Below are 24,714 nucleotides of genomic sequence, written 5' to 3'. Positions count from 1 at the left end.
ATATTCATGCTATTTATTAAAACGATTAAAACCATAGCAGGTTATTATTTGATCTACTATGGATTTTTTCTCTGGTAATAAGAAACAAAATTTTACTTTTAATAAAAATGAATGATGTAAATGGCACTATTGCAAACATGGATATAAATTCTATGTAATAACAGGTGGTTACATTTTAAAAATCTGCTTACCAGACTACCTCATCTACAGGATGACTATAGTAAAAAGGGGGGTTGCTTGGCATTTCCCCGCTTGCTTCAGTAATACCAGAGCACAACTATATGCCTGGTGCTTTGTCCGTATTAATAAATTGGGGGGGGGAGCTGCCACTTTTTCACGTTATTGATGATTTTACCGATAAGCCGCTTTGGTATTGCGACGTGCAGAAAGATAAAAATCAATTGTGTGACCTTTATTATCAACGAACCGGTACAGATAAGCCCGTTGGCCATTCACCTTTTATATACGTTTTATTAATGTGCCACGGGCAAAGAGCGGAAGGGTTACGCCAGTACCACCGCAGCCGTTTTTCTATTTCTGGCGTATAGTGCTGAACCCAACGATAAAGGGTCGGGTGATTGGACTCTGACTCCACGTTCAGCCAGCATTTCTTGGGGTTCACGATAGCTGATAGCATATTTGCAGTATCAGCTTACCGCCCAAAGAATGATGTCGCGGGTAAAGTGTCGGTTTTTAAAAACATTTATATTGGGAACCATTGACTAAATGGTCAGTGGAAATCATCATCGATCTGATATTTGCAACATTAATTTCTCTTTTTGTTTGCTTTTTAATTTCTTTAAATTAACATAATGCCTACATACGTGGGGGTGTTTCTTAATATTTCTTGCAATTTCATTTAATGAAAATGTCTTCCCCACACCCATGATGAAGTTACATCAGCAAAATGCTTGGCACTATTACAAATATGGATAGAAATTCTATGTGATAACAGATGGTTACATTTTAAAAACCTGCTTACCAGACTACCTCATTTACAGGATGACTATAGTAAAAAGGGGGGGGTGCCTGGCATTTCCCCGCTTGCTTCAGTAATACCAGAGCACAACTATATGCCTGGTGCTTTGTCCGTATTAATAAATTGGGGGGAGTTGCCACTTTTTCACGTTATTGATGATTTTACCGATAAGCCGCTTTGGTATTGCGACGTGCAGAAAGATAAAAATCAATTGTGTGACCTTTATTATCGACGAACCGGTACAGATAATCCCGTTGGCCATTCACCTTCTATATACGTTTTATTAATGTGCCACGGGCAAAGAGCGGAAGGGTTACGCCAGTACCACCGCAGCCGTTTTTCTATTTCTGGCGTATAGTGCTGAACCCAACGATAAAGGGTCGGGTGATTGGACTCTGACTCCACGTTCAGCCAGCATTTCTTGGGGTTCGCGATAGCTGATACCATATTTGCAGTATCAGCTTACCGCCCAAAGAATGATGTCGCGGGTAAAGTGTCTGTTTTTAAAAATATTTATATTGGGCACTATTGGTTAAATCGTTAGGAAAGATTATCAGCGATCATGATCTTTGTAACAGTGCCGAGTAAAGACTCTCTGGTTATTTTTAAAAATAAACTTTTACTTATAAATCTTGCTAGTTATCACTAAAGAGGGTAACTTGCCGATCGCGGTAGCGCTTTTGCTCACCGAAGGCCACCGGGATATCATTAAGCGTTAATACTTTACCACCTTCCGCTACCCCTGATATTACCTTAAGATCTTTTAACCGTTGTTTTTCACTTGCTATTTTCTCTGCCGCTTGTTCAGCATCCAGTAAATTGAGAAATTGTCCTTGAAAGATAAACTCGGTTGGCACACAGTTTTTGCGCCCCAAAGCCAGATCCCATACCGGGTGCTGCAAAGCCTTCACCAAGGTTGATAACAAATCTGCTGGCACTGCCAGCAAAACCGCAAAAGCACGATCCTGTAAGTAGTAGCGGTAGGTGATTTTTGTCCCACCACCCACAGCTTTCTTGCCGCCGCTAGTTTTTGGGATCAGTAAACTCTGCCAAGGGTCTTTATCATCATAGCCACTACCTACCATATGAAAATCACACAACAAAGGTTCGCGTAAAGCGATGGTACCATTTTTATCCTGTCGGGAAAAACCGAGCACTTGCATATCAAGATCGGCAAACCGAGCTAGTAATGGTTTTTGAGAACCAGCCGCACCTAAAGCAGCGCAGATAATCCCCAATACCCCTGATTTGGTAGGAAAAGGTAAACTATTTCGCATGCCAAAGCGGGAATCATGCCCCCAACTCTGTAACGGCCCTTCAAGCCAGAGCAATAAATAAGGATGGCTCATAGCTTACTCCACATGGCTGTGTAATTTCACGATCAAATCATCAATACTAAATGTTTCGTCTTCGCCCCATTCGTAGTCACCTAATTTGCCAAACAAGCTACCAGATAGCGCTTCTTTGCTAGTCAAATAATTTTTTAACTCTTTGATACTCGGTGCCAGAAAACCGGCCTGGGTGGCTTTTACTGGCGTTTCAAAAGGTACCTGCAAACGTTGTCCTTTGCGTACTAATACTTTGGCAAATTCCCATGGACTAGCAGCTGACTGTGTGGTTTGACGGGCAGAAGGCACTGCAACAAATAACGCTTTAGTGAATGCATTAATCGCTTGTTTTATATCTACTTTCATATCCGCTCCACCTAGAGTTTGTGCTAATTGACCTAAATCCAAACTGATATAACGATAATATGTGGCTGAATTGAACTCGAAGCTCCCTATATGAGCAGAGCCGGCTCCAGTTTGCCGATCATCAAGGGCGGTAAAAAATTCAACTTCATTAGCCACTTTATGTGTCGAGATGGCATGGCTAAAACTGGCAGCGGCCTCCACATTCATATCCGCAGCTTTGGCAACCATGCGACCAAATAGTGCAATGTCTAACGCATCAATTGCTGGAGTGAGAGCTTTTTTAGCTACTTTGGCTAATTCTTTATCTTTGATTTTGTCTACATCAAAATGCAAATTTTTAGCATGCTCAGCAAAGGCGCACACTTCTGTTGCACTAATAAACAGCAAAGTATCGTCTGCCAGTACTTTCGCTATTTTATCGCTACAACTAGCCGCCTGCTCGGAATTAGCTCCGGCTGCCATACATTCTAGTGTTAATAGCTCTGCCACTTTTTTAGTTCGCATTCCCAGTTTGATACCAAAATCTTGCAGTGCTAAACGAACCTGGCGTTTCCAACATTGAGAACTAACCCTGGCACGCGTTACCCCTCCGACTATCGCAGTTTTGGACGCACCGATATCATCGCGATTTAAACAAGAAACCGGGAAAGATTGTAGAATATGGTATTCAATACGAATATTTTTCAGTGATTGCATCATGCTGATTCCTTTTGGTTAAAATAATAGAAGGTCGATACGGGAACTATTTGCAATAGTCCACAACCGAAACTGCGGCCTCGCCCTAACCCTTTACTAAAACTGGAGTGAAAACTATCTTGATCGATAACGGATAGGTTGCCGCTCAAAGTGGCTTGTTGTAGGGTGACTAGGCGTTGCGCCTTATCCTGGAATTGCTGCACATTAATAGCTGCAACTTGTAAATGAATCGGGTCAACGCTAAAACCCCAATTTTTGGTCGCGCGCTCAATAAACCAAGCAGCGATAGCTTCTCGCCCTTTAATTGGAAATATTTTTTTGCTTTGGTTACTGCGGCGTGTAGGCGACACAGTGATGGTAAAACGGTAATGTTGATGTAATAAAAAGTCAGGAGGTATTAGTTTGGTTTCAATGATACCATGATTGACTTGCTGCGGTAAGCGATCCGATAGTATCAATAGTTGGCGATATTGATGATCGCCCCCTTTATCCACCCATTGAATGCCACTTGATTCACTGCTTTGTTTGGCTTCTTGGCTGCGGACATCTTCAAACAGCCCATACACAACACGATGTAAAGAATAGAGATCAGTGATTTTCAGTGCTTTAATTGCAGCTCGATCCAGGCGCAGCACACTGATATAGCTTGTCATGCTTCCTCCTGATTTTTTTCGCCAAGATTGCGATAGAACTGCTGCGCCCAACGCGCTTTTTTACCGCTTGAATTCTTATGAAACTCGCATAAATCTTCTAGCAATGCCGCATAATCTAATGGTCGAGTGACATGGCTTTGCATCAAACGAAGTAGAGGACGCAAAATACGACAAACCTCTTTCGTATCCTCACAAGCCAGCAGGCGCCGCAGACGTGCTTTGGCTTGCTCACTTTGATTACCTTCCTTAAAGATACAGGCAATAGCTTTACCGATTCTTAGAACTCCATTCTCGGTTTGATTACTGCGCGCAACTGCTGCGGCAATCAAGGCAAAAGGTAACCGGGCGTTAGCATATTCCAGCTTTACATTGAATGCTGCGAGCGTTTCCCAGCACTGGTATTCCGTAGCGGGATTATCGCTCCTACGCATACGGGCAGCAAAGCCTTTATCCTGTTGACAACGCTGGAATAAGTAATCAACAAAGGCGATACTGCGATTAGTAGATTGTGTATTCATGCCTTATCCTGTTTTAAATAGATTGCTAAATTAGGTTTCGCTTTCGCCCAGGCATCCAATTGGCGAGTGGTCTGATAGGGGCAAGTTTGGTTAAATACCTGTTCGGCATAGCGAGCAAATTGACGCCGCAATTGGTGGCAGATATCCGGTTTATCACAGTAATCAAGAAGTTGTTGAGCGTGTCGTTCACAGAGTTGCCAGAAAAGATGCATAGCTCTCTTCGCGTAATTACCGCCATCGACTAATAATATTTTGTAGTAACTCATCGCGCAGCCGTACAGTATTTTGGCTAATTTATCCAGCTCACTCATCTCTGTTTTGAATCGGTTAAACCATATTTCCTTTAAAGAGCTTGGATTAAGCCAATAAAGGGATTCCACCATATCATCAAAACCAGAGACATATTGTTCTCCTGCATTACTACTGACTCGCAATCCTCCTGACCAAATGGCAACAGCTTCCTTCTGACGCTGGGCTTTACTTAGAGCAAGCTGTAATTGAATGCAGTCAAAAGGAGAATCTTGCTGACCAATAAAACCGAGCAAGCTAATCAGCTTACGCCAAGGTAGCTTTTCAGGGTTTGCCCAATGTACTTTGGCCTCGTTACCACTGAAATTGATTGCAATCGAGGGATCGAATATACCTTCTTTGTGACTGGCATGAGTAATGCCATCCGAATAATGCAATCCTTCATCAGTAAGTAGGCAAAAACGACAAAGGGGTATCAGTCGCCCCATCAATGAACCTTTCATTTGTTTCGCAATGGCACAATCTTCACCTTGTGGCATCTGTTGCCATGGGGCAGTACCGAGGCTATTTGGATAGATAGTTAACGCAGCAATCTCAGTTTGAGTAAATAGATTCAACCAGATGGTCTTGAGTAACGAGGTACCAAAACAGAAGTTGTGTAGTAATCCCATGTGGGCAACCGCTGGTCCAGGTTTACTGCTCACAGCTTTGCCATTATCTTTGGTTTTACCTCGATATCCTTCACTTAATACCACTTTGTTATCGGTTTTTTTGCCAGCCAGCGCAAACCCCATCTGCACCAATAGCAACAATGCCTTATCGGCATCATCTAATATTTTTTCTGACTGTGATTGGGTGAGTACAGTGGTGTTTCCAGTGGCGACATCAGGTAACACCACACTAAATGATTTAAGCGCTGCACCGGCAATTGCTGGCATCTGCAAAAAGGGATGCGAACCATAAAGGTAAAAACGGTCGTGCCATTGATCTAGATAATCACAGATCTGTGCAGCCATTTTTTGCCAGCCCAGCTGCAGCCACTGCGTTTCATCCTCTGGCGTTGCCGCCGCCTGAGCAATCGCTTGTAATAACTTCAGAATAGCTATTTTCTGAACAGGATTACCTCCTAATGCCCGGTATTCCTGGTGCGTAAAAATATCGAGCAAACTAACCTTACCAACATTGGCAACTGGTAGCCATGCTTCATCAATAAGATTAAAACGATTTTCCAAGGCTTCACTCCTTGATGTTATTTATACGTAATCCAATGCCATCCCGATAGACGTAGCTATATTAGCTACTCAGGAGGGCTCCACCATCGACCACTTTGAGTTCATCGTTATTGGCTAATAAAGCTACAGCGACTCCAGCCTCATTCCACTACTTACTGCCAAGCCAGCGCTATCCGCTGATAATTGTGGATCTGCAGAAATTCTTCATTGAACGCCGACTGAAATGCCAACATCAATTGATGCCGTTGCTCTTGCCATGTCTTACCACCTAATACTTCTGAATCCTTCTGATATACGCCAGCATTAGGATTAATACCATGATGCTGCCAGGCGCTTTTACGATCACAGGATCATTACAAATAGTTTTAATGCTATTTTACGGACTCCAGCATGCCCACCCCAGCGCCTTTCATCAATGCGAGTAAATTCAACCAAATTGGACAACAAGGTAGAATTGTTATCTAGAATTGAGCGTTGTAGCTTTAAAAAAAGTGGGACTAACTTTACCTATATCATGAACTGCCACCACCAAGTGGGAACAAACTCTGTTGTAAAGCAAAATGGAATCTGTTGCTTAAAGCACGTGCCACTTCACCAACAATCAGGCAATGTCCAAAAACACTAAGGCCTAAACAATGCTGTTTATGAGCGTTATGATAGATTTTTGCCGGGCAATTTTGATAGTAACCAACGGCAAGAACCGGGGAGGTTTCCTGGGTACTATGTCTGCGATTTATAATTTTACAATACTCCAAAATGAACTAAGCTGATTGTAAATTGAAGTCGATAAAAAGTCTTTGCTCTTTACTTTAAATTTTATAAGGTGATATGTATTCATCATCTAAAATCCGCATTACAAGAAAAAACAATACTCCTTTATGCGATCACTTGGTAAAAAGTGATGTACTATGAATAGTATTTTTGGCGGTTCTGTCGCATTAAAACAGCCTGTTTGATAAGATCGATTTGTAAACCTTGTACTACAAGCAGATATAATGGCACTGTTGCAAAGATCGTGATGCGGCGGCCTTATTTGTTGGTGAAGGTCTTACATTTCAAAGACTCTATTCACTAGACACATCTCGCCAAGAGGATGGTCAAAGTAAAAGACTTCGCCTGACCTTTACGCAGCGCCCGCATCACTTCAATCCCTTTTATCGTAGCATAAGCTGTCTTCATCGATTTAAACCCTAGCTTGACGCTGACTATCCGTTTCAGTTTGCCATGATCGCATTCGATAACGTTATTCCGGTACTTAATCTGTCGATGTTCAACGTCAGGCGGACATTGACCTTCTCGTTTAAGTCGAGTGAGTGCCGGAGCGTATGGCGGAGACTTATCCGTATTGATAACGCCTGGGATCTGCCCCTGTTTTACATTGTTTAAAATTTTACCCCGAAACCGGTATGCCGCTTTGCTATTACGCCGTGGTGCAAGGTAAAAATCCAGAGTACGCTCTTACAGCGCGATACAGATAAGCCCAGCGGCCATTCACCTTTATATACGTTTCGTCAATGTGCCACGGGCAAAGAGCGGAAGGATTACGCCAGTACCACCGCAGCCGTTTTTCCATTTCAGCTGCATAACGCTGAACCCAGCGATAGAGGATGGTGTGGTCAACATGCACACCGCGTTCGGCCAGTATCTCTTGCAGCTCAGATAACTAATGCCGTATTTACAGTACCAGCGTACTGCCCACAAGATAATGTCGCGGGTAAAGTGTCGACCTTTAAAAACATTCATGTGGGGCACCTTTAATTAAATTGTTAGGAATGATTATCCGCAATTCGAGCCGATCTTTGCAACAGTGCCTTATTTTGGTACGTTGTCGGATGCAGAAAAACAACTAAATAATTATCTTGCGAAGAAGCCGGCTATTGTCACAAAGACGTCGCAAGGTAGACTTCTTATTCAAAGCTTTGAGATTCAAAAGTTCAAATACATCCTTGCTGAACTAAAACATATGCTAAATTATGTGGGTAGTTATAAGGAAAAGGTTTGGCAGGAAAAAATTCTTGAATTATTGCTTTTTATCTTTCCCAAGTACATTGCAGTACTCGAAAATGTTCATATTAAGGATTTTTATTCAAAATGCGATAAGGTAAGTAAGCGGTATATTGACCTGATGTTGGTCGATGCTAATGGGAATGTCGACATTATCGAAATAAAAAGCCTTTTCCGAATAATCTACTTTCTCATGGTAAATATCGGGATAACCATGCACCGGGAAATGAGATGTCTGGAACAATCATCCAGGCAGAAAAGTATCTATTCCACCTGAGTAAATGGGGTTATGCTGGAGAACAGGAAATTTATAAGAAACGCAAAAAAGAACTCCCTAAAGATATTACACTAAAGATCGCCAACCCAAAAGCATTGCTCTTGCTTGGGCGCGATAATGAATTCACCAATGAACAACATTTTGATTTTGAAATTATTGGTCGAAAATACGCCAATATAATGGATATTATGACTTACGATGACTTAATTAGAAGACTAGAAAATATCATTAGCATGATGGTTAGACATACGCCTGATGTGTCAGTATCTGGCTCTGTTAGGGGGATAAGTTTTCTGTGTGGATAGTTCTCTCAATGGCGATGCTGAATCAATATCTAATTGATTTATTGTGAAAAAAATTTAATTTTAGTAGTGGGATTTTCCGGTGTTCCGGCGTAGAACCCCATATATAACAAACGACTCAAACAATCCAGATATAAAAGCGATATGCAATGATGGTTCTTTTTCAACATCCAAAGGGCTAGATACCTGCTCATATCACGGTGGTGTACGATACTACGTTTAATACTACTCCATAAAAAATCTATAAAATTAATAATGTTACTTTTATTTGACTCAGTTTGAGTCATTGTTTGGTTTAATTTTAACCTTGTAGTTAAAGTTATACTCATAGAGAGTTAATATTTGTCTCAGTCTGAGTCATTTTTCCAAATGACCACGTTTTTGCAGAATAAAGTCAGGATGCTCTCCGGCGAGTAATAGTAATAAGGTATATTCACTTTTGGAGATTTTACGGTGTTGTGCGCTATCTGGGTTTAACTCTTTTCGTTGCCAGTAATTCAGTGATATGCCAAATAACTTAGCTATCTCTTTTTGGGTTAATCCCGTTTTTACTCGCAATCGTTTTACAGTTTCAGCAGTTAGTGCAATATCAGTCATGGTTTATTTTTTCTGCAATTTTTATTACAAGTTTATGAAAAATTTCTTTTTCTTCATTAGGTAATGAAGAAAAAAATCTATCATAATCAATTTCATTCAAGTCATCTATTTTTATACTAATACTAAAAATCGTTTTACGACTAGTAGACTTTTTAGGATCAGATATTTTGGTTTTTGATCTGATTTTTATTTTTTTTTCACAACATAATGAATAATCTTGGTTTTCTTTTGTACATGTCACGCTAAATGTTCTATTTCCAATACCCTTTCTTTCATATAAGGTGTTTAATACATTTTTATTTATCATGGATTGCCTTTATTAAAAGATCAAAGCCTATAATAATTTACCGGCTTCGATAGTGGTTATAGTTTGAAATACTTAATTGTCATAATACTTCAAAGGCGTCTAGCAGGGGCGCTAACGTGGTGTCCTGTGCGTTATATTAGTCTTGTTGTTCACTTTGTTCACGTATCGGCGCAATTTGGTTTCATCAATCTCTTGTAATAATTTTTTGCGCCTTCCATGCCCTTAAGGGCATTAAAAATAAAACAGATGTACCTGACTGGCTTTGTTCAGTGTAGCCAGCCTGGTTAAGTTGTATAAGGGTTGTTTATAGCACAGAGACAAACCCAATTAACTTGATGAGTTGTTCGGTTGTCAGACCATTAAATTGAACCCCATATCCCTTGTAGCTTTCTCTTATAGTTCCATCTATACCATTCGATGTGTTAAAACCAGTCATCGTGTTCCAACATGGCGTCAGCTTTACCAAACGCCTTAGCATGCCTTTTACAATTTGCCGATGTTCATCATCCTGTTGTTTTTCTTGATGATAATCATTAGCTTTTTTTATTTCATTGATGGCCGTTATTAATATTTTTCGATTAATATCTTTTGCAATAGCTGTAGCACTACGCATGGGTGATACAGTACATTGTGACGATTTTGCATATCTATAGTAATAGTAGTCAATACTACCAGTGAGTATTATTCTGTTGTTTTCTAATCTGGCAAAGATAGCGTAATGACGATAGTTAGCGCTTGTTAGTTTCAAACGGTGAGCGCAATTTTGTTCTAGCTTATCAATGCGCCAGCCGTTTCCCAAGAAAATACATACACGTTCAAAAAGCGATGAATATTGAGATTTAAATGTTTTATTACTCATGTTTTTTCTTCCAAGTATGGATATTTAAGGGGCTTCCGCCCCGCTTTTGATGGTTATGCCTTGGCTTCTACGCGATACCAGCCTTTTGCTTTTCGGCGGCCATCTGTTCCATACATTTCGCGGATCTCGTCCATTGTATGTTCTTTACGGTTAAAACGACTTTTATGTTCTTCTGGACGATAGAACCATTGTTTCTTTTTTGCTGCCCACTTGCAGCCAATTTCTTTTAATTTTTCTTTATGTTCTAGGGTTTCGCCGCTGATCCATACCCAGTTACCGATGACTTCAAATATCGCTCCAGGCAAACCGGAAAGTATTGTTAGTACATTTTCAAGTTCTTCACCGTAATTGTAACGAGCATTGTTATCTGTACTTTGAAACTGATTAATTTTTTCAATGTTAGCCATCAGAAAATCAAAGGCGGTATTAACCGCTTTCATCAATTCAGTGCCTAAAGGATTACGATCTGGATGATATTTTAATGCGAGTTTTTTATAAGTGGTCTTGATATCTTTTTCAGTTAGTTCACCTGATAGATTAAATACATTTAATGCTTCTTGTATGTTCATTTTTTCTCCTGCCCGTTGGGGCTATGGTGGGTAATGGGGGATCCCTTACCTTCTAGATATTAGACTGACTATGGTCAGTAATAGCAAGTTTTTATTTTTGTTTTTTGCTATAAAAATTATCGCAAGGGTTACCCCTCAAGTTTATACTGTAGCGATGAAAAAAATACTTTCTCATCATGATAGTTTGTTTAAGAAGTTTCTTGGCGATATTACGATTGCAAAGGATTTCCTGGAAATCCATTTGCCTGAAAATATTCGCAAATTGTGTGATTTTAGTACGTTGGCAATGGAGTCCGGTAGTTTTATTGAACCAGACCTGCGTAGTCAGTGCTCTGATATGCTCTATTCTGTACAAACGACAACAGGAAAGGGGTATGTCTATTGCCTTCTCGCATCAGAGCCGCCCTGAAAAGCTGATGCCATTTCGCCTGATGCGTTATGCCGTCGCTGCGATGCATCGGCATCTTGAACAAGGTAATAAAATGTTGCCGGTCGTAATACCGCTACTGTTCTATCAAGGTAAAACTTCCCCCTATCCTTATAGTGCAGATTGGTTTGATTGCTTTGCTGATCCGGAACTGGCAAAATCTGTTTATACTCAGGCGTTCCCGCTAGTTGACGTTACAGCCATTCCTGACGAGGAAATCATAAAGCATCGACGTGTTGCGCTGATGGAGTTAGTGATGAAACATATCCGAGCACGTGATATGCTAGAATTTAGTCAGGAGATAGCAGGCTTATTAAATCAGTATGTAATACAGCCAGAGTTGTTTAAAGGATTAATGTATTATATTGTTGAGCGGGGGAATACTTCGGATGCAAAACAGTTTTTGCATCAGATTGCGGAAAAAGCGGATGATTATCGGGAGGTCGTAATGACTATTGCAGAACAGTTACGCCGTGAGGGTGAACAAAAAGGTATTCAAAAAGGCAAACTTGAAGGCATTCAAGAAGGGATGCAAAAAGGCAAACTTGAAGCACAACTTGAGATAGCAAAGCAGATGCTCGAAAGTGGTATGAACAGGCTGTCAGTGATGAAATTTACTGGGTTGTCAGAGTCTGAATTAAGAAACCTGTTTAAAGATTAAAGTATGATCGAATGCGAGAAATTAAGTCTAACATGCCACGGAACTGTTTCTTAGAAGAAATAGCGTATCCCCTGTTCATCAAAAAGTTATTTTCAATAATCAATTCCTATTCGCATGAAATAAACGCCTATCTGTACTGATTAGCATCGAGCCAATCACTCCAGAGCGTTGTTACCCATCGCTTGATTTTGTTGCAGGTACGACTTCGCCTACCCGTACGCGACGGACATACCCACTTTTTGGGGTGGGTATGTCCTGCTCAACAAAATTGGCAGCCGTGGATAACAACGCGGGTGTTGTCTACATGGATAGTGACTAGCAATTGTAAAACCCAGCTTGCAGCGTCCATACTAGACGCGCCGCATTAACCGCGCTGGCCGCTTTTTTGCCAGCGCTTTAAGGACGTCCCACCCTGTGGTGAGCATGAATACACAAAATGTCAAAACCGCCGCTCAAAAGCTTTCTGAAAGATGGGTTAAAAAAGAATCGACAGTGATTGAGCAACAGGCCGATGGCTGTTAGAACAACTAATGGCAATAACTAAAAATGAGGAGTAGCGGTAATTGCTTTTGTTTGTAAACAGTTTGAAGTATCTTTGTGTTTTGAGGTAACGATGGCGCGTGAAGATGCAAGAGTGTAATGGGTGATTAATTATCTTTGTTGATTTGATTACTTCTAGAATCAGCTAGGTTAATAACTGATGATTTTTTTATTTTTCCACTTTTTATTTTCTTATAGTGATTATAAACTTTTTGCGCGTAGTGATAACGATTTTCAATCGTCGAATTAGCATTACGCATCCCCGCATTATACATTCCAATTGCCAACCAGTGTTTGCCATAGGCCGCAAAGTTTCGATTTAATATCATTGCCCCTAGATGAATATTCAAACAGGGATTAATTAATAAATTATTTTCCGTTAATGTGGGATATTCTTTTTTTATTGATTTAAATGTTTTGGTATTAATCTGCATGATACCTAAATCGAATGAACCATCTTTATTTTTGTTTTTTGCTTTTGGATTGAATTTTGATTCTTGCCAGGCGATAGCCCTTAAATAATCAGGATCGATTTGATAATACTTGCCTGCGCTGTCAAAACAATCAGCGATTGCGGTTTTTGCAATAAGTGTGATGAATAAAAAATGTATTTTTTTCATTTTAGTTCATATTGAGTAGCAAATTAAAAGCGAATTTATCGCCTACAGCGATTTATTTATAATAAACAATTAGGCATATTGTCGCCCATAATTTGAAAATTTTTTTAACAGATATTACCTTAATTTTTTTCTAATTAGCCTCGCTAAATCGCTTTTTTCACTGCTAACTTACACACCACACGCAAAATAAATATTTTGTTTTAACTTAATGATATATAAGTTATTTATTTAAAATAACCTAATTTTTATCTCTGATGAATAGATTCTATATAGAATCTATATGGCTTATTAAAAGCATCATTATGATTTTAAAACAAATTCATTAAAAAGATTCTTATAAGATTCTTTATGAAATCTTTTTAGATTCTTTTTGTTTTTTTAATTAATTGATTTTATTAATAAATAAATTAACCTGTTTCATTTTTATTCCAATAGATGCTATGTAGATTCTATAATCTAATGTATAATAGTGTAAAAGTTGATTCATAATAAAGGGTTGAGGAATTCTGCATGGATAAAACAAAAAATAAATACCGCTTATCATTACCTATTCCCGATTCAGTTTTGCAACAAATTGACCAGTTAGTAGCGGAGAAACGCGCGGATGGTGAACCAAACTCCACTTCTAATCGTACTGTTATTGCCATGGAGATGTTAAAAATTGGTTGTCTTGTAATGCAGAAAAGAAGGGATAATAAGGACAATGCAGAACCGAAAATTACATTAGATGATAAGTTAGCGCTTATCGCTAAATCGGTTTTAAAAATCGAATTTATGGAAAATCTTTTGTTTTATGCAACCAAGAAGGATCAAGAAAAAGCCTCACAATATATGTCAGATGAAAATTATCAAAAGTTCCTGGAAGAGATAGAATATAAACTCAGTTATTTTTTTAAAGAAAAATAAAATTTCAGTTTTCATTCAGCGAGCTCTTTTGTTAATATGTACATGTACATTAGGAGGGGTTATGAAGAAGATAACTTATACACAGTTACGAGCAGGACTATCAGGCTTTCTAGAGGATATACGTAATGGCGAGAGCATTATTGTAACTCAAAAAGGGAAGACTGATATTATCATTCAAAATGGTGGTAATAATGCTAATTCAGTACATAAACAATTAAAAAATGATGAAATAAAGAATTCTGGAACATTTAAAAAAGCATTGATGCTAACTAAAAAGAACTATGCACATATTATCAAGGCACTGGAAGACAAATAGATGTGTATTCGATTTTTGACTACAGAAGAAGTAATTGAAATCCAACGTTCGACACTTCCATCTAGCGGTGGTATTTCTAATATTGATAGACTTGAAGGTGCTCTACATCGAGTGATTGCTTTGGTAGATTATGATGAATGTAATGATATATTTGAGTTAGCTGCAATGTATTTGATAGCTATTGCCAGAGCCCATGCTTTTTATGATGGGAATAAACGGACTGCATTTCAGGCTGTCAGTGTGTTTTTGATGTTGAATGAACATCAACTTAATCCTTCTTTTGAGCTTATAAAACTCACTATTTTCGCGGCAACGGGAGCAGCTGAATTTGAAAAAACCGCTTTTGCTTTGAAAATTCTATCTGATTATGGTGATGATTTACTACCTGAGACTATATCAAGCTATGAGCAATGAAATACAATTTAAAAGGTAGAATTATTTGGGACATCCGAATTAATTTTTATTTAATGATATATTGAAACTAATAGCGCTTTTTAAATTAGAATTGTCAATTTAATACATTTAGTTTGTATCTATTTAATCCCCATACTCCTTCTCTTTGGTTTTTTCAGTGGATTTATGATGTAAAATGTTGACTTCATCATTGCCTAATCGTTTCGTCTCCTTATCGGTTTCAGTCTCATCTTTTGCCAGGTTATATTCATCAGTAAGGGATAAATCTGCTGTTTCTATGGTTTTTTCATGATGGATTTCATCAGGAGAGAGGTTATTTTCATCGTTGCGTGCTAGCTCGTTTATTTCCAGGGATAATGCCTTGCTCTCAGCTACCAGCTCCTCTGTGGTTATTTTGTTGATTGTTTTGTCTTCACGGTTGTTATCTGGATGGCTATTAATTTCAATTACGATGGCTTGCTCAGGCTCTGTCTGCTGTAAAGCACTTTGTAATTGGTCGGTTTGATAGGTTTTTGGTTGGCTGTTTTCATCACCTTTCTGCAGGATGATATATTTGCCGTCATCGGCCCCTTGATAAGTGCCATTGTTAAAATCCAGCTTGCCACTGTAGATGCCAACCGGTAAATGATAGTTGCCGCGCTGAATGCCGTTTTCATTGACAACCGGTAATAAAATTTCAGCTGATTTTGTCATGGTATTCAGCCGGCCAGTCTCGGTTATCACCGGCGCTATTTTTTTTGCTAAGGCCGTTTGTGTGATGAGTTTGCTTTTCTGCCAGAGATTTTTTTTCACTAGCTGCCAGCTGGTCATCCTGGCGTTTAATCAATTCATGGGCGGTTAATCTTTCGCCACTGTGGCTTTCGATGTGGTTTATCCATTTTTCCGCATCATCCAGATATACCTGGACATGGGCCTTACTGCGGGAAAATTCGACATAGGTATTGTCCAGGGCGGCGAGTTTCGCTTTATTATCACTGGCACCATCATAAACAATTACATAAGGTACCGAAGCGCCTTGTGATGCGTAGGCGGTGACCGCATATGTGTAGTCAAGATGGCGGTCAGCCATTTCCTGTATCGGGTTGTATTTCAGTTCTTGTCCATTAAAGTCAATCAACAAGCTATCGCCGCTGATCTTTTTGATGATGCCGGTTTCATTATTGCTGGCCAAGCGTTCTTTATCCGTTAGGGTGAGTCTGATTTTTTCGCCCTGGCTAACGGTGATGTTATCCGGTTGAAAAAGGGTAACGCTATCAGGGTTAAGTTCCATGACCGACAGATAACGCTCCTGACGGTTATCCTGCTGTTCGAGTGCAAGGGTTCCAGACGGTGAAATATCGCCGATGGTATAATAGGTTTGATTAACTTTGGCAATATTACCGCTGTTTGCTTGCCAAAATGCCGTCATTTTCAAATCAGCAGGCTGGTGATTGACGCGTTGTAAGATTGGGATGGTCAGGCTTTGGGAGTCTTGTTGGTAAAGCGTTTGATGGATGGCTTGGTTAATGGCTTTTCTGTCACGGTTTAATGGCGTGACAATCAAGGTATTATCTCGAGCATCTTTGGTCCTGCTGGTGAAATCATTCACGATTGCCGTGATTTTTTCATCCGGCTTTTTTTCTTTCAGGTCGATAACGGAGTGGGTTGGCAGATCACTTTTTCTATTTCGACTAACGGTAGTGGGTGGAATGCTGGCTATCACTGCAAGGGATTGTTTGATATTGCCGGCTATCACCGCTTCAATCGCTGGTTTTAATGCTGGCGTTTGTCTGACAATCTCACGCATCACAATGGCGTCAGCGGCGCTACGTTCCAGGGTTAATTTAAATGGCACGCCACTTTCAAAAGATTTAAGTTGTTGGCGGTCACCAGCAAGGACAATACGGCCGCCTTGGGCGGTAATGTTATTTAATAAGGTGACATAGGTTTTGTTGCCGATCATTGAACTTTCATCAATGATAAATAGACTATTTTCAAAGTTTGTTAAGGGATTATTTTCATTAAGAAAGCTGGCAATAGTTTGTGAATTAATGCCGGCGGCTTTTAGTTCCGCAACGGCTTTATGGGTTGGTGCTAATCCGGTTAGCGTGATATCAGGGCGATTATGTTTAAGTGCATGAGCGACGGTTTTAAATTGGGTTGTTTTTCCCACGCCGGCATATCCCTGAATAGCGATAATTTGATCCGAGGAGCGTAAAATTTTTTCCGCCGCTTTTTGTTGTCCTGGTGTTAATCCTGCTGTTGCAATGGGCTGATTTGGCTTAATCAGCGACAGTTGGTTATTTTTGCCTGTTAAGATATGTTTTAAGATCATCACTTCTCGGTCAAAGCTGGTTTTTGCCAGAAAATTGCCCATCAGGGTATTAAGACTGCCATCAACGGCAATAAACTCACCCTGAGTGACGCGCTTTTCAAATTCAGTGACGATTTGTTCAAATGAACTATTGGGTAAGAGTTGGTAGGTTTTTGTGATGGCGGCAGCACCATTAAAAAAGACTTGTGAGCCCGTTACCTTATCAATCGCGGTATCGATGGCTTTTTTCAGGTCAGTATCGAGGGTAAATTGGGCTGAATTGCTCGGGTTGGCTAAATCTATATTGTCTTTACTGATAGCCTGCATTTTTACATCGTTTAAGGCAATTTTTTTGTCGATACTGGCTTTATCGTGTCCGGTAATGGCAAGTACGGTTTTGCCACTGCGTTTGATTTGATTAATGGTGGTATTATTTAGCTCCCGATCATTAGTGATGGCAATGACAGTTTTGGTGCGTGAAAAGCTGTTGCCTAACGATTCACAATAGTGGTAATCCAGTTTAGTTTCTGTTTTGTTGGTAAAGGAGACTCGGTTGCCGTTGCTATCTTCCATAGTGATGCTATCACGAAACAGAAAATTGCCAGGCTTTAGTTTGGTGATGGTAAAGGTTTTACCTCCTTGAATATTTTTACCGAAGTTGGTTAATGATTTCACTTTATCGCCAATGCGCAGCTCCAGCGCTTCTGTGCGATAGAGCTGGTAGTCTGGCGAGATTTTGTTAATGGCAAGTCGGCTATAGCGTTGATCAGAATTGAGTAGTAATAAGGTATTCGTTTCTTTATCAACCTCTTTAATAATAAAACTTTCTTTTTTTTCACCAGTGGTTTTTTCCAACAGGTTACCTACCCGATAGCTGTTACGGCTATGTCGGTTAGCGGCATCAAGAAAAATGGATTTTTTATTTAATACGGTCAGGGATTGTTGTGATAACAGCCCTCTATCGATTAAGGTTTGGCGGGTTTTGTTGGTGATTTCATTATTAAGTTTTTGGCTACCCGTCTGAATGATGGCCTGTTTGTTACTGGCATATAACCGACAATAATAATTTGCCGCCAGCTGTGGGCGGTAGCGTTTGTCAACTTGCTCAATAAAATAGAGTTGTTTGTGGTTATTCGCCTGCTGACAAGGGATTTCTGCTATATCTAAATTCTTGGCAATCGCTTTCGTGAGACCTATCTGTGCTCCGATTCCACTATCAAAAATAATCGCAGTGGCATTTTGTTGGTTAACCCTTTCAAGTAGTGGCTGTATATTAGCCAGCCTAATTTTTTCTGACTGATAAAGGCTAAATAGTGTTTTTTCAACCTTTGGTGGCGATTGTGCTATGTCCTTTAAAGTCATAATGGGAATGTTGCTTGTTATTTCATCGGCTAAATGTTTTTTGCACGTGATGTTGGGCACGATGATGATATGTTGGCGTCCATTTTCCTTCGCTAGGCTATCAATAGCCATTAACGCATTGAGGTGATGAGTGGTATCACCTTTTAAATTTACCAGATTAATATCCACGCCATTTTTCACTATATTGGTTATCAATGGGCTATTTTGAGCTGATGTTAATCCATTTGGTTTCTCTTTTAAGCTACTGATTAATTGAGCCACCGTGTTTTCTTGTTTTAACTGATTGGCGCTGGTTAAAACGGTGCTGTTTTTGTTTACCGGGATCAAGATGCCTTGTTTAATAAACTGGCTAATTTCGGTTCTTAATTTATTGATCATGCCCGGTTGGAAAGGTATTTGATTGATGATCTGAGTCAGCAGCTTATCGTATGTGAATTTACTATGGTGGATTTCTAGCTGAGTGATGGCTGCCTGAATGGCTTGTTGGAGCGTAATTTTTTGTTGTGGGTCGGGTTTTTCTGCTGTTAGTGATTGAATGAGCGTGTTTTTATCAAAACCACTTTGATGCAATTTGTGTTTCCATTCTTGCCGCACAGCTTCAATATTAGCGAAATCTTTTTTCTGTCGGGTGTCTAAGGTGGCGACGGTTTTTTGCTTGGCTGAAGCCATTTCGCCGACAGCATCAATGATTTCTTTGCGGCGGCTGGAAAAAGGTTCCGTTGGGACGCCTTTGATTTCCCATTGGCCATTTTTGCCGACAGTAATAAATTGATAACCTTGTTGTTGTAAATCTTCTTTTAAGAACTGACGATATAAGGCACCTAATGCCACCTGATTATTCCAGGTGACTTCAACAAATCCCTGTCCCATTTGCCGATCTGATGATAGGGTTTTCCATTCTCCTTGGTGATTTTGTGTGGCATTGGCAATTACGGCATGGGTATGGAGCTGGGGATCAAGGTTGCGGCTGGTGTCATGCAGAAAAAGCGCCGCGATTAGGTTGCCGGTATGTTCAAAACGGCTTATCCCTTGATGCATGGTACGAGTTGAAGTCATTAACTCTATCTCAGTTAACGCTTTTGTGACGGCATTTTTATGTGCTTCCAGCACCTTTTTATCTTCTGCCACTAATGCCAACACGGAAACGCTTTTAGGGGCGGAAAAAGTAAAGTCATAACCGGCTCGGTGGTTGTTTTTGCCTTTTGATAGGTGCGTTAGTGAGCTGCCGTTAGGTAATTTGCCATCAAGTAACGCTATAAAATCTGTCTTACTCACATTTCCCTGTAAGCCTAACGTTGTGGCGCCAGAGCCGAACCATTGCGTGTTATCGGTGCCGTTAAAATAGTAGTTGTCTTTCTCCTCATAATAGTTAGCAGCGCCAGCAGAATGAGTAATTTTCGATACGGTTAGCATATTATTGCGCCTCACATTTCTCTTTCAGGTTCGGTTTTTTTAGCCAGATTGTTGGTCAGGTCTTGATAGTCATTGGTGTGGGTTAACTTATTTTTCTGGTTTGCGTTTATTTGCCTGTTTTGCGTTTCATCCTCTAGTGGGATTTCCCATGGCAATGTGATCGCGGTTGCTGAAGGTAAGCTGTCGTTATTGGTTGTGGTGGTGTTTCTGTTTTGTGGCCGATGAAGGATCTTATTGGCGATGGCATCAGCTTTGTTTTGTTGCAGTTGCTGGCTAATTTTCTGTTCATCCCGATCAGCGAAAATGGCCGTGATATCTCGTTCTATTTTCCCAGCCGCGATGGTTTTATACTGTTGGTGTTTTAAGGTGAGTTTAACAATCGGCACATTGCCCAACAGCGAAACAAAACACTGTAAGTCATCCAGGTTTTGAATATCGGAGAAGCTGACAATTTTTTCGCGGGTCTCTTCTTTAGAGAAGTTGACGCCATCACGGATGGTATCAACGCCATAGCTATACTGGTCACGGAATTTGAGCAACCGGGTTTCACCCAGCTCTTTTTGTACCCATTCAGCGACACTGCCACTGGGGGCACGAAAGTAAAGCGTGGTATTTACCAAATCCCAAATAGCGCGTGCTTCCTGTAGGCCATAATTAGCCTCCAGTTGGGAGAAGTTTTGAATACCAATTAAGGTAACACCGCCAAATTTGCGGGCTTCAGAGAGATAATCGAGAATGACAGGTAATTTGTGCAGACTGGGGAGTTCATCCAATACTGTCCAGATGAGTCTTTGCCGACAGGGGGTTAATGCCAACACCGATTGCATGGTGATATTGAGCCAGGTACTGATTAACGGCCTTAATGCTGCGTGCAAGCGGCCGTCGCTGGAGATAAAAATCCAGCCATCGGCATCAATATTTTGCACCCACTGGCGAATCGAAAATGGCGGGTTATTCTCCTTTTCTAATCCTTGGCAGTATCGCAAGGCTTTTACATAAGCACTTAACACGGTGCGGATCGTCATGGCGGTTTTTTCAATACTGCCATCAACCAGGTTGGCAGCATCGGTATCCTGTAGAAACTCATGCAGATCAGCGAGGGAAATAGATAATAAATTTTGTAGTAATTTTTTGATTGAGCGATTGGGATCTGAGCGTAATTGTTCAGCGGTGGCGACAAATAGACTGCGGGCAGACATGACCCAGAAAGGGTCACCACTTTTTGCATCCGGTAATAACGGCAGGGCAAAGGTTTCAAAATCAGCGCGGCCTTGACATTCCAACCACAGATCCCAATTTGGACAACGGGCATCCATTGGGTTTAAGATAATATCTTTACCTTCTCGATAGAAAAGCGGAATAAAGTTGTTGCCTTTATCAAAGATAATCGCTTTTCTGGCCTGACTTCTAACCTGGGTTAACAGGTCATTAATAACGGTGCTTTTGCCTGTGCCGACAGTGCCATGTAAGCCAAAATTTTGTTGTTCGCTGTCTTTTACCAGATGCAGATCACCAATTTTAAGTGGTGAGAGTTTATTGTTTGCTTTTAATAGCTGGTTAACTTTGTTGACTGAACTGGCAAGGTATCGTCCGCCAATAATGTCATTTTTTCGTTGTTTGGCGCCTTTATTACCTAAAAACCAATAGACGGTAATAATGCCGACCACAAAGGTGATGGTGGCAATTCCCCAGCCCCAAAATGCGGTTTCTTTAAGTAGTTGTCCGGTTGCAATGAAATATTTATCTTGCATGACTTCGCTGGCAGTTCTTTTTAATTCGATGATTTCCCCGGTTCTGGGATGGGTCCAATGAAAGGTATAGGGATTATTCTGCGGTAGAAATTTAAAAGGGGTGATGAAATGTTTGATTAACCAATATGCGCTGCCATGGATAAGGTGTTCAAATGACATTTGAATACATAACCAAGTAATGAAAATGAGGACAGATAGCAGCAGGATCCAATAAACAATGAGGTTGTTGATTTGTAAAAACATACCGACCATGTATTTAAAAACCTGACCACCTTGAGTGACATTTCGTGTGTTTAATCTCATAAATTATCCTATTAAAAAACTTTTTATAGTGTTATTAATGGTGCTATAATTGGTGTGTTAAAAAATATTGAGGTAGGTGAAATGGTTTATCGAATATTGACTAATACTGTGGCTAGTATTACTGAACTTAAAAAAAATCCGATGGGTACGATGGCAAATGCTGAAGGTGAAGCTGTCGCAATTTTGAATCACAATGAACCTGCATTTTATTGTGTTCCTCCTGAATTATTTGCTTATTTTCAAGAACTTTTAGAAGACGCTGAGTTGAATGATATTGTTGATAAACGAAAACATAATGCAAAGTTTGTTAAGGTAGATATCAATGAATTATGAGTTGCAATTTGAAAAACGGGCCTTAAAAGAGTGGAAAAAATTACCACAACCGATCAAAGAGCAATTCAAGAAAAAACTAAATGAGCGATTACAAAATCCACATATTATTTCTGCGAAATTAAGTGGAAGTATTAACCGTTATAAAATTAAATTGAGATCTTCTGGTTATCGGCTTGTATATGAAGTTGATGATGAAAAGATAACTGTTTATGTTATTGCCGTTGGTAAAAGAGAGCGTTCAGAAGTTTATATTTTGGCAAAGGATAGAAATATTTTTAATTAATTTATTCTTTTTAGTTTTTCAATTATTGATAATGATTGAAAAATAATTTTATATCGTTATTAATATACTCTTAATAAAATAAATTTACCTTTGAATGATCTATATTGTTTTAGATGGTTCATTATGCCATATTATTTCTATTAGTGATTAATCATCATGTAACCTAGTTCCATAGGGATTTCCAGCTATATCAACACCGCCTTTCATAGGAAAACCTGTTGCTGGGTTATATTTTCTGTCTGATGTTTTATAGAATTTTTCATTGTTGATTTTGTATTGAGTATTTTTAATTAAATGTGAAATTTTGCTATAAAATTTTGTGATATTAGCTATAGAGGGTTTGAATTTAATGTTTTTGATTAGGGGTAATTTTTTGATATAGAAAACAGCCATTATTAATAAGATAAAACAAAGGGTAATCAGAGTAATAAAAAACTTATCTATGGTTAATTCATTATTTACTGGTGTTATATGGAAATAGTCTTGTAATAGTATTAATCCACTACCTGTACAAAAAATTCCAATTACAGTTCTTTTGATAGTTTTATGACAGATTTTCCAGTTATTAGCGGTAAAACAGAGAAAAGCACAGATAGTCATTATTGACATGAAGAGCATGGAGATGGTCTGTTTAAAAACAAATAAACATAATGAGTCCAGTGTCACAATCATGATGGTAAAGGTTAAAAATTTCATCAATTAATCCCGCTGATAAAAAAGCGCATCACAGGCGTTGGTAGTAACCAGTAAGAGAGAGATAACAGATAACGAGAGCCCTTTCCCCTTTTCAGCCGGCGTACACCAATGATGGCACCCGCTAAGGCGGGCGCGAATATCCAGCTGTTGATGAAAATGGCGCAGATAGCCAATGGGACATATAGGACCAGTTCATCTAGCGGAAGACCACAGACACGCCGTTGATTGGAGAGTGTGAGCGGAAACTGATAACGTTCAGGGTGGTTCATTTAAATAAGTCCGAAAACGACGTTAACAAAAACCGAAACCGCTGCAATACCGCCAAAGACGGCCAGATTTTTAGTTTTGATATAAGCGAATACTGCTGCCAGAATTTCTAATACGTATAAAATCCAGACAACGGTGGAGCCTTTACCAAAAGTGTCTTTAACGGTTTCCTGACCCGTTTTAAATAAGTCTTCAGCAAAAACATAGCTTGCGGGCAACAGTATTAAGCTACATAAAAAAGGCAGTGAAAATAAAGGATTATGTTTTTTAAAGGCTTTCACCACAGCTACCGCACCCATATTGAACGGGGTTTTTAGGGACGAAAGAAACTTGGACTTCATGCAGAATTCCTCTTATATTTTCTGATTAGGTATTAATTAGGTAATAATTGATATTTTATTTATTAAAGTGTTGCTGACCTCCTTATTTTATAAGGTGTTGTAGGTTTCCCTGATGTGTTCAGCATCCATTTAAGGTAAAATTGTATGAAAATCGCAAACAAAGATTATAAAAAATCAAAGTCAGACAATATATTATCAGAGATTGTAAAATATGTCTAATTCGAACATTAAAATGTCAGAAAATAATAGTTTAATTATTCAAATAGTCGCTGATAACATAACGAGGCTCATGAATGAGCGAAAAATTGATACCCATGAACTAAGTCAGTTAACAGGGTTGGGTACTGCTACTATCAATTCTTTGAAACGAGGGGTAGGAAATCCAACCCTCACGACATTAGAACTTTTAGCTAAAGTCTTTAATGTTACTGTTGGCGAGATGACAGAAAAAAGAGAAAAAGGTGCATTAGCCAGAGTATCTGTTGCACCCATGCCTTTGATTAAATTATCTGATGTTGATGAGTTCATAGAAAATGGTTTGTTTGCAGAAACTTTTATTGCGGAAGTGGATAGCCCTATTCATTCATCACTTTTTGCCATTAAAATTGATAATGATACTTTGTATCCACATATTCCATCTGGAACAGTATGTATAATTTCAAAGGATGAAAAGTTTAAGGATGGTGATATTGTTCTTGTTAAAATTAATAACCATAGTCCCTTTTTTCGAAAAATTTATATTGAAGAACAGTATCTAGCTTTCTCTCCAGTTACGTTAGAATCAACGCCGTCTGTTTATGAAAACTATGAATTATTGGGTGTGGTCATCAAAAAAATTAGAAGCTTTTAGTT

The 24,714-nt window shown here is 39.4% G+C and carries 21 protein-coding genes and 5 pseudogenes; 8 read left to right on the top strand and 18 right to left on the bottom strand.

Going from position 1 to position 24,714, the window contains the following annotated elements; genetic code table 11:
- Positions 1–317: 317 nt before the first annotated feature.
- From QE177_RS14750 to QE177_RS14715, 8 genes and pseudogenes are all read right to left on the bottom strand, one after another.
- Positions 318–707: pseudogene (locus tag QE177_RS14750) on the bottom strand (IS6 family transposase); the annotation flags it as partial.
- A 402-nt stretch (positions 708–1,109) separates the two neighbouring features.
- Positions 1,110–1,496 (bottom strand): annotated as a pseudogene (locus tag QE177_RS14745) (IS6 family transposase); the annotation flags it as partial.
- Between the two features lie 118 nt (positions 1,497–1,614).
- The gene (gene cas5e, locus QE177_RS14740) at positions 1,615–2,328 is read right to left on the bottom strand and encodes a type I-E CRISPR-associated protein Cas5/CasD (RefSeq protein WP_280552321.1); all 714 of its coding nucleotides are present in this window, start codon (positions 2,326–2,328) and stop codon (positions 1,615–1,617) included.
- 3 nt (positions 2,329–2,331) lie between these two features.
- Entirely contained in the window at positions 2,332–3,372 is a 1,041-nt protein-coding gene (cas7e, locus tag QE177_RS14735; RefSeq protein WP_280552320.1) for a type I-E CRISPR-associated protein Cas7/Cse4/CasC, read from the bottom strand.
- A complete protein-coding gene (cas6e, locus tag QE177_RS14730; protein ID WP_280552319.1) occupies positions 3,369–4,022 on the bottom strand; it encodes a type I-E CRISPR-associated protein Cas6/Cse3/CasE in 654 nt (217 codons plus the stop codon). The genes cas7e and cas6e overlap by 4 nt, the downstream gene beginning before the upstream one ends.
- A complete protein-coding gene (gene casB, locus QE177_RS14725) occupies positions 4,019–4,540 on the bottom strand; it encodes a type I-E CRISPR-associated protein Cse2/CasB (RefSeq protein ID WP_280552318.1) in 522 nt (173 codons plus the stop codon). Before casB ends, cas6e begins: the two co-directional genes overlap by 4 nt.
- The gene (casA, locus tag QE177_RS14720; protein ID WP_280552317.1) at positions 4,537–6,021 is read right to left on the bottom strand and encodes a type I-E CRISPR-associated protein Cse1/CasA; all 1,485 of its coding nucleotides are present in this window, start codon (positions 6,019–6,021) and stop codon (positions 4,537–4,539) included. Before casA ends, casB begins: the two co-directional genes overlap by 4 nt.
- A 1,048-nt stretch (positions 6,022–7,069) precedes the next feature.
- Positions 7,070–7,764 (bottom strand): annotated as a pseudogene (locus QE177_RS14715) (IS6 family transposase).
- A 483-nt stretch (positions 7,765–8,247) separates the two neighbouring features.
- On the opposite strand from QE177_RS14715, the pseudogene QE177_RS14710 reads away from it, so the two are divergent.
- Positions 8,248–8,607: pseudogene (locus QE177_RS14710) on the top strand (Shedu anti-phage system protein SduA domain-containing protein); the annotation flags it as partial.
- Between the two features lie 354 nt (positions 8,608–8,961).
- Here the strand turns inward: QE177_RS14710 and QE177_RS14705 are convergent.
- From QE177_RS14705 to QE177_RS14690, 4 genes are all read right to left on the bottom strand, one after another.
- The gene (locus QE177_RS14705; protein WP_280552316.1) at positions 8,962–9,201 is read right to left on the bottom strand and encodes an XRE family transcriptional regulator; all 240 of its coding nucleotides are present in this window, start codon (positions 9,199–9,201) and stop codon (positions 8,962–8,964) included.
- A complete protein-coding gene (locus QE177_RS14700; RefSeq protein WP_280552314.1) occupies positions 9,194–9,508 on the bottom strand; it encodes a hypothetical protein in 315 nt (104 codons plus the stop codon). The genes QE177_RS14705 and QE177_RS14700 overlap by 8 nt, the downstream gene beginning before the upstream one ends.
- 304 nt (positions 9,509–9,812) lie before the next feature.
- On the bottom strand, positions 9,813–10,367 hold the full coding sequence (locus QE177_RS14695) for a hypothetical protein (protein WP_280552313.1): 555 nt from the start codon (positions 10,365–10,367) through the stop codon (positions 9,813–9,815).
- A 53-nt stretch (positions 10,368–10,420) separates the two neighbouring features.
- On the bottom strand, positions 10,421–10,936 hold the full coding sequence (locus tag QE177_RS14690) for a J domain-containing protein (protein ID WP_280552312.1): 516 nt from the start codon (positions 10,934–10,936) through the stop codon (positions 10,421–10,423).
- Positions 10,937–11,090: 154 nt separating this feature from the next.
- On the opposite strand from QE177_RS14690, the pseudogene QE177_RS14685 reads away from it, so the two are divergent.
- Positions 11,091–12,024: pseudogene (locus QE177_RS14685) on the top strand (Rpn family recombination-promoting nuclease/putative transposase).
- A gap of 647 nt (positions 12,025–12,671) precedes the next feature.
- On the opposite strand, the gene QE177_RS14680 reads toward QE177_RS14685, so the two are convergent.
- Entirely contained in the window at positions 12,672–13,184 is a 513-nt protein-coding gene (locus QE177_RS14680; protein ID WP_280552311.1) for a lytic transglycosylase domain-containing protein, read from the bottom strand.
- Positions 13,185–13,694: 510 nt separating this feature from the next.
- Here QE177_RS14680 and QE177_RS14675 point away from each other — a divergent pair.
- From QE177_RS14675 to QE177_RS14665, 3 genes are all read left to right on the top strand, one after another.
- The gene (locus QE177_RS14675) at positions 13,695–14,090 is read left to right on the top strand and encodes a hypothetical protein (RefSeq protein WP_280552310.1); all 396 of its coding nucleotides are present in this window, start codon (positions 13,695–13,697) and stop codon (positions 14,088–14,090) included.
- A 61-nt stretch (positions 14,091–14,151) separates the two neighbouring features.
- On the top strand, positions 14,152–14,406 hold the full coding sequence (locus QE177_RS14670; protein ID WP_280552309.1) for a hypothetical protein: 255 nt from the start codon (positions 14,152–14,154) through the stop codon (positions 14,404–14,406).
- Positions 14,407–14,820 carry a type II toxin-antitoxin system death-on-curing family toxin gene (locus QE177_RS14665; RefSeq protein ID WP_280552308.1) on the top strand — a complete coding sequence of 138 codons (414 nt, stop codon included), beginning with the start codon at positions 14,407–14,409 and terminating at the stop codon, positions 14,818–14,820.
- 123 nt (positions 14,821–14,943) lie between these two features.
- On the opposite strand, the gene QE177_RS14660 is transcribed toward QE177_RS14665, so the two are convergent.
- From QE177_RS14660 to traD, 3 genes are read right to left on the bottom strand one after another with little or no spacing between them, the layout of a single operon-like run.
- Positions 14,944–15,612, bottom strand: coding sequence for a conjugative transfer relaxase/helicase TraI domain-containing protein (locus QE177_RS14660; protein ID WP_348519932.1), 669 nt, complete (start codon positions 15,610–15,612; stop codon positions 14,944–14,946).
- Positions 15,497–19,888, bottom strand: coding sequence for a MobF family relaxase (gene mobF, locus QE177_RS14655; RefSeq protein WP_280552306.1), 4,392 nt, complete (start codon positions 19,886–19,888; stop codon positions 15,497–15,499). Before mobF ends, QE177_RS14660 begins: the two co-directional genes overlap by 116 nt.
- 11 nt (positions 19,889–19,899) lie before the next feature.
- Entirely contained in the window at positions 19,900–21,942 is a 2,043-nt protein-coding gene (traD, locus tag QE177_RS14650; RefSeq protein WP_280552305.1) for a type IV conjugative transfer system coupling protein TraD, read from the bottom strand.
- A gap of 81 nt (positions 21,943–22,023) precedes the next feature.
- On the opposite strand from traD, the gene QE177_RS14645 reads away from it, so the two are divergent.
- Together QE177_RS14645 and QE177_RS14640 are read left to right on the top strand one after the other, a co-directional pair.
- On the top strand, positions 22,024–22,275 hold the full coding sequence (locus QE177_RS14645) for a plasmid stabilization protein (RefSeq protein WP_280552409.1): 252 nt from the start codon (positions 22,024–22,026) through the stop codon (positions 22,273–22,275).
- Complete coding sequence (locus QE177_RS14640; RefSeq protein ID WP_280552407.1) at positions 22,265–22,558, top strand: type II toxin-antitoxin system RelE/ParE family toxin; 294 nt, start codon at positions 22,265–22,267, stop codon at positions 22,556–22,558. The genes QE177_RS14645 and QE177_RS14640 overlap by 11 nt, the downstream gene beginning before the upstream one ends.
- Before the next feature lie 147 nt (positions 22,559–22,705).
- On the opposite strand, the gene QE177_RS14635 is transcribed toward QE177_RS14640, so the two are convergent.
- Positions 22,706–23,254, bottom strand: a complete 549-nt coding sequence (locus tag QE177_RS14635; protein WP_280552405.1) for a hypothetical protein — start codon at positions 23,252–23,254, stop codon at positions 22,706–22,708.
- Positions 23,255–23,523: 269 nt separating this feature from the next.
- Positions 23,524–23,862: a type IV conjugative transfer system pilin TraA gene (locus QE177_RS14630; protein ID WP_280552403.1), complete on the bottom strand. Its 339-nt coding sequence runs from the start codon at positions 23,860–23,862 to the stop codon at positions 23,524–23,526.
- Between the two features lie 211 nt (positions 23,863–24,073).
- On the opposite strand from QE177_RS14630, the gene QE177_RS14625 reads away from it, so the two are divergent.
- Positions 24,074–24,712 carry a helix-turn-helix domain-containing protein gene (locus QE177_RS14625; protein ID WP_280552400.1) on the top strand — a complete coding sequence of 213 codons (639 nt, stop codon included), beginning with the start codon at positions 24,074–24,076 and terminating at the stop codon, positions 24,710–24,712.
- Positions 24,713–24,714 lie beyond the last annotated feature (2 nt).

It is taken from the genome of Arsenophonus sp. aPb (genome assembly GCF_029873475.1).
GTDB lineage: Bacteria > Pseudomonadota > Gammaproteobacteria > Enterobacterales > Enterobacteriaceae > Arsenophonus.
The sequence above is the reverse complement of the archived record's forward strand: the minus strand, read 5'-3'. Positions and strand labels throughout refer to the sequence as shown.

Excerpts from the sequence above, each read along its gene's own strand:
- QE177_RS14675 (WP_280552310.1), top strand. The coding sequence starts at position 13,695 with ATGGATAAAACAAAAAATAAATACCGCTTATCATTACCTATTCCCGAT.
- QE177_RS14640 (WP_280552407.1), top strand. The coding sequence starts at position 22,265 with ATGAATTATGAGTTGCAATTTGAAAAACGGGCCTTAAAAGAGTGGAAA.
- cas7e (WP_280552320.1), bottom strand. The coding sequence starts at position 3,372 with ATGATGCAATCACTGAAAAATATTCGTATTGAATACCATATTCTACAA.
- QE177_RS14630 (WP_280552403.1), bottom strand. The coding sequence starts at position 23,862 with ATGAAGTCCAAGTTTCTTTCGTCCCTAAAAACCCCGTTCAATATGGGT.
- QE177_RS14625 (WP_280552400.1), top strand. The coding sequence starts at position 24,074 with ATGTCTAATTCGAACATTAAAATGTCAGAAAATAATAGTTTAATTATT.
- cas6e (WP_280552319.1), bottom strand. The coding sequence starts at position 4,022 with ATGACAAGCTATATCAGTGTGCTGCGCCTGGATCGAGCTGCAATTAAA.
- QE177_RS14690 (WP_280552312.1), bottom strand. The coding sequence starts at position 10,936 with ATGAACATACAAGAAGCATTAAATGTATTTAATCTATCAGGTGAACTA.
- QE177_RS14705 (WP_280552316.1), bottom strand. The coding sequence starts at position 9,201 with ATGACTGATATTGCACTAACTGCTGAAACTGTAAAACGATTGCGAGTA.
- QE177_RS14635 (WP_280552405.1), bottom strand. The coding sequence starts at position 23,254 with ATGAAATTTTTAACCTTTACCATCATGATTGTGACACTGGACTCATTA.
- cas5e (WP_280552321.1), bottom strand. The coding sequence starts at position 2,328 with ATGAGCCATCCTTATTTATTGCTCTGGCTTGAAGGGCCGTTACAGAGT.
- QE177_RS14695 (WP_280552313.1), bottom strand. The coding sequence starts at position 10,367 with ATGAGTAATAAAACATTTAAATCTCAATATTCATCGCTTTTTGAACGT.
- QE177_RS14680 (WP_280552311.1), bottom strand. The coding sequence starts at position 13,184 with ATGAAAAAAATACATTTTTTATTCATCACACTTATTGCAAAAACCGCA.
- QE177_RS14670 (WP_280552309.1), top strand. The coding sequence starts at position 14,152 with ATGAAGAAGATAACTTATACACAGTTACGAGCAGGACTATCAGGCTTT.
- QE177_RS14645 (WP_280552409.1), top strand. The coding sequence starts at position 22,024 with ATGGTTTATCGAATATTGACTAATACTGTGGCTAGTATTACTGAACTT.
- QE177_RS14665 (WP_280552308.1), top strand. The coding sequence starts at position 14,407 with ATGTGTATTCGATTTTTGACTACAGAAGAAGTAATTGAAATCCAACGT.
- casB (WP_280552318.1), bottom strand. The coding sequence starts at position 4,540 with ATGAATACACAATCTACTAATCGCAGTATCGCCTTTGTTGATTACTTA.
- mobF (WP_280552306.1), bottom strand. The coding sequence starts at position 19,888 with ATGCTAACCGTATCGAAAATTACTCATTCTGCTGGCGCTGCTAACTAT.
- QE177_RS14700 (WP_280552314.1), bottom strand. The coding sequence starts at position 9,508 with ATGATAAATAAAAATGTATTAAACACCTTATATGAAAGAAAGGGTATT.
- traD (WP_280552305.1), bottom strand. The coding sequence starts at position 21,942 with ATGAGATTAAACACACGAAATGTCACTCAAGGTGGTCAGGTTTTTAAA.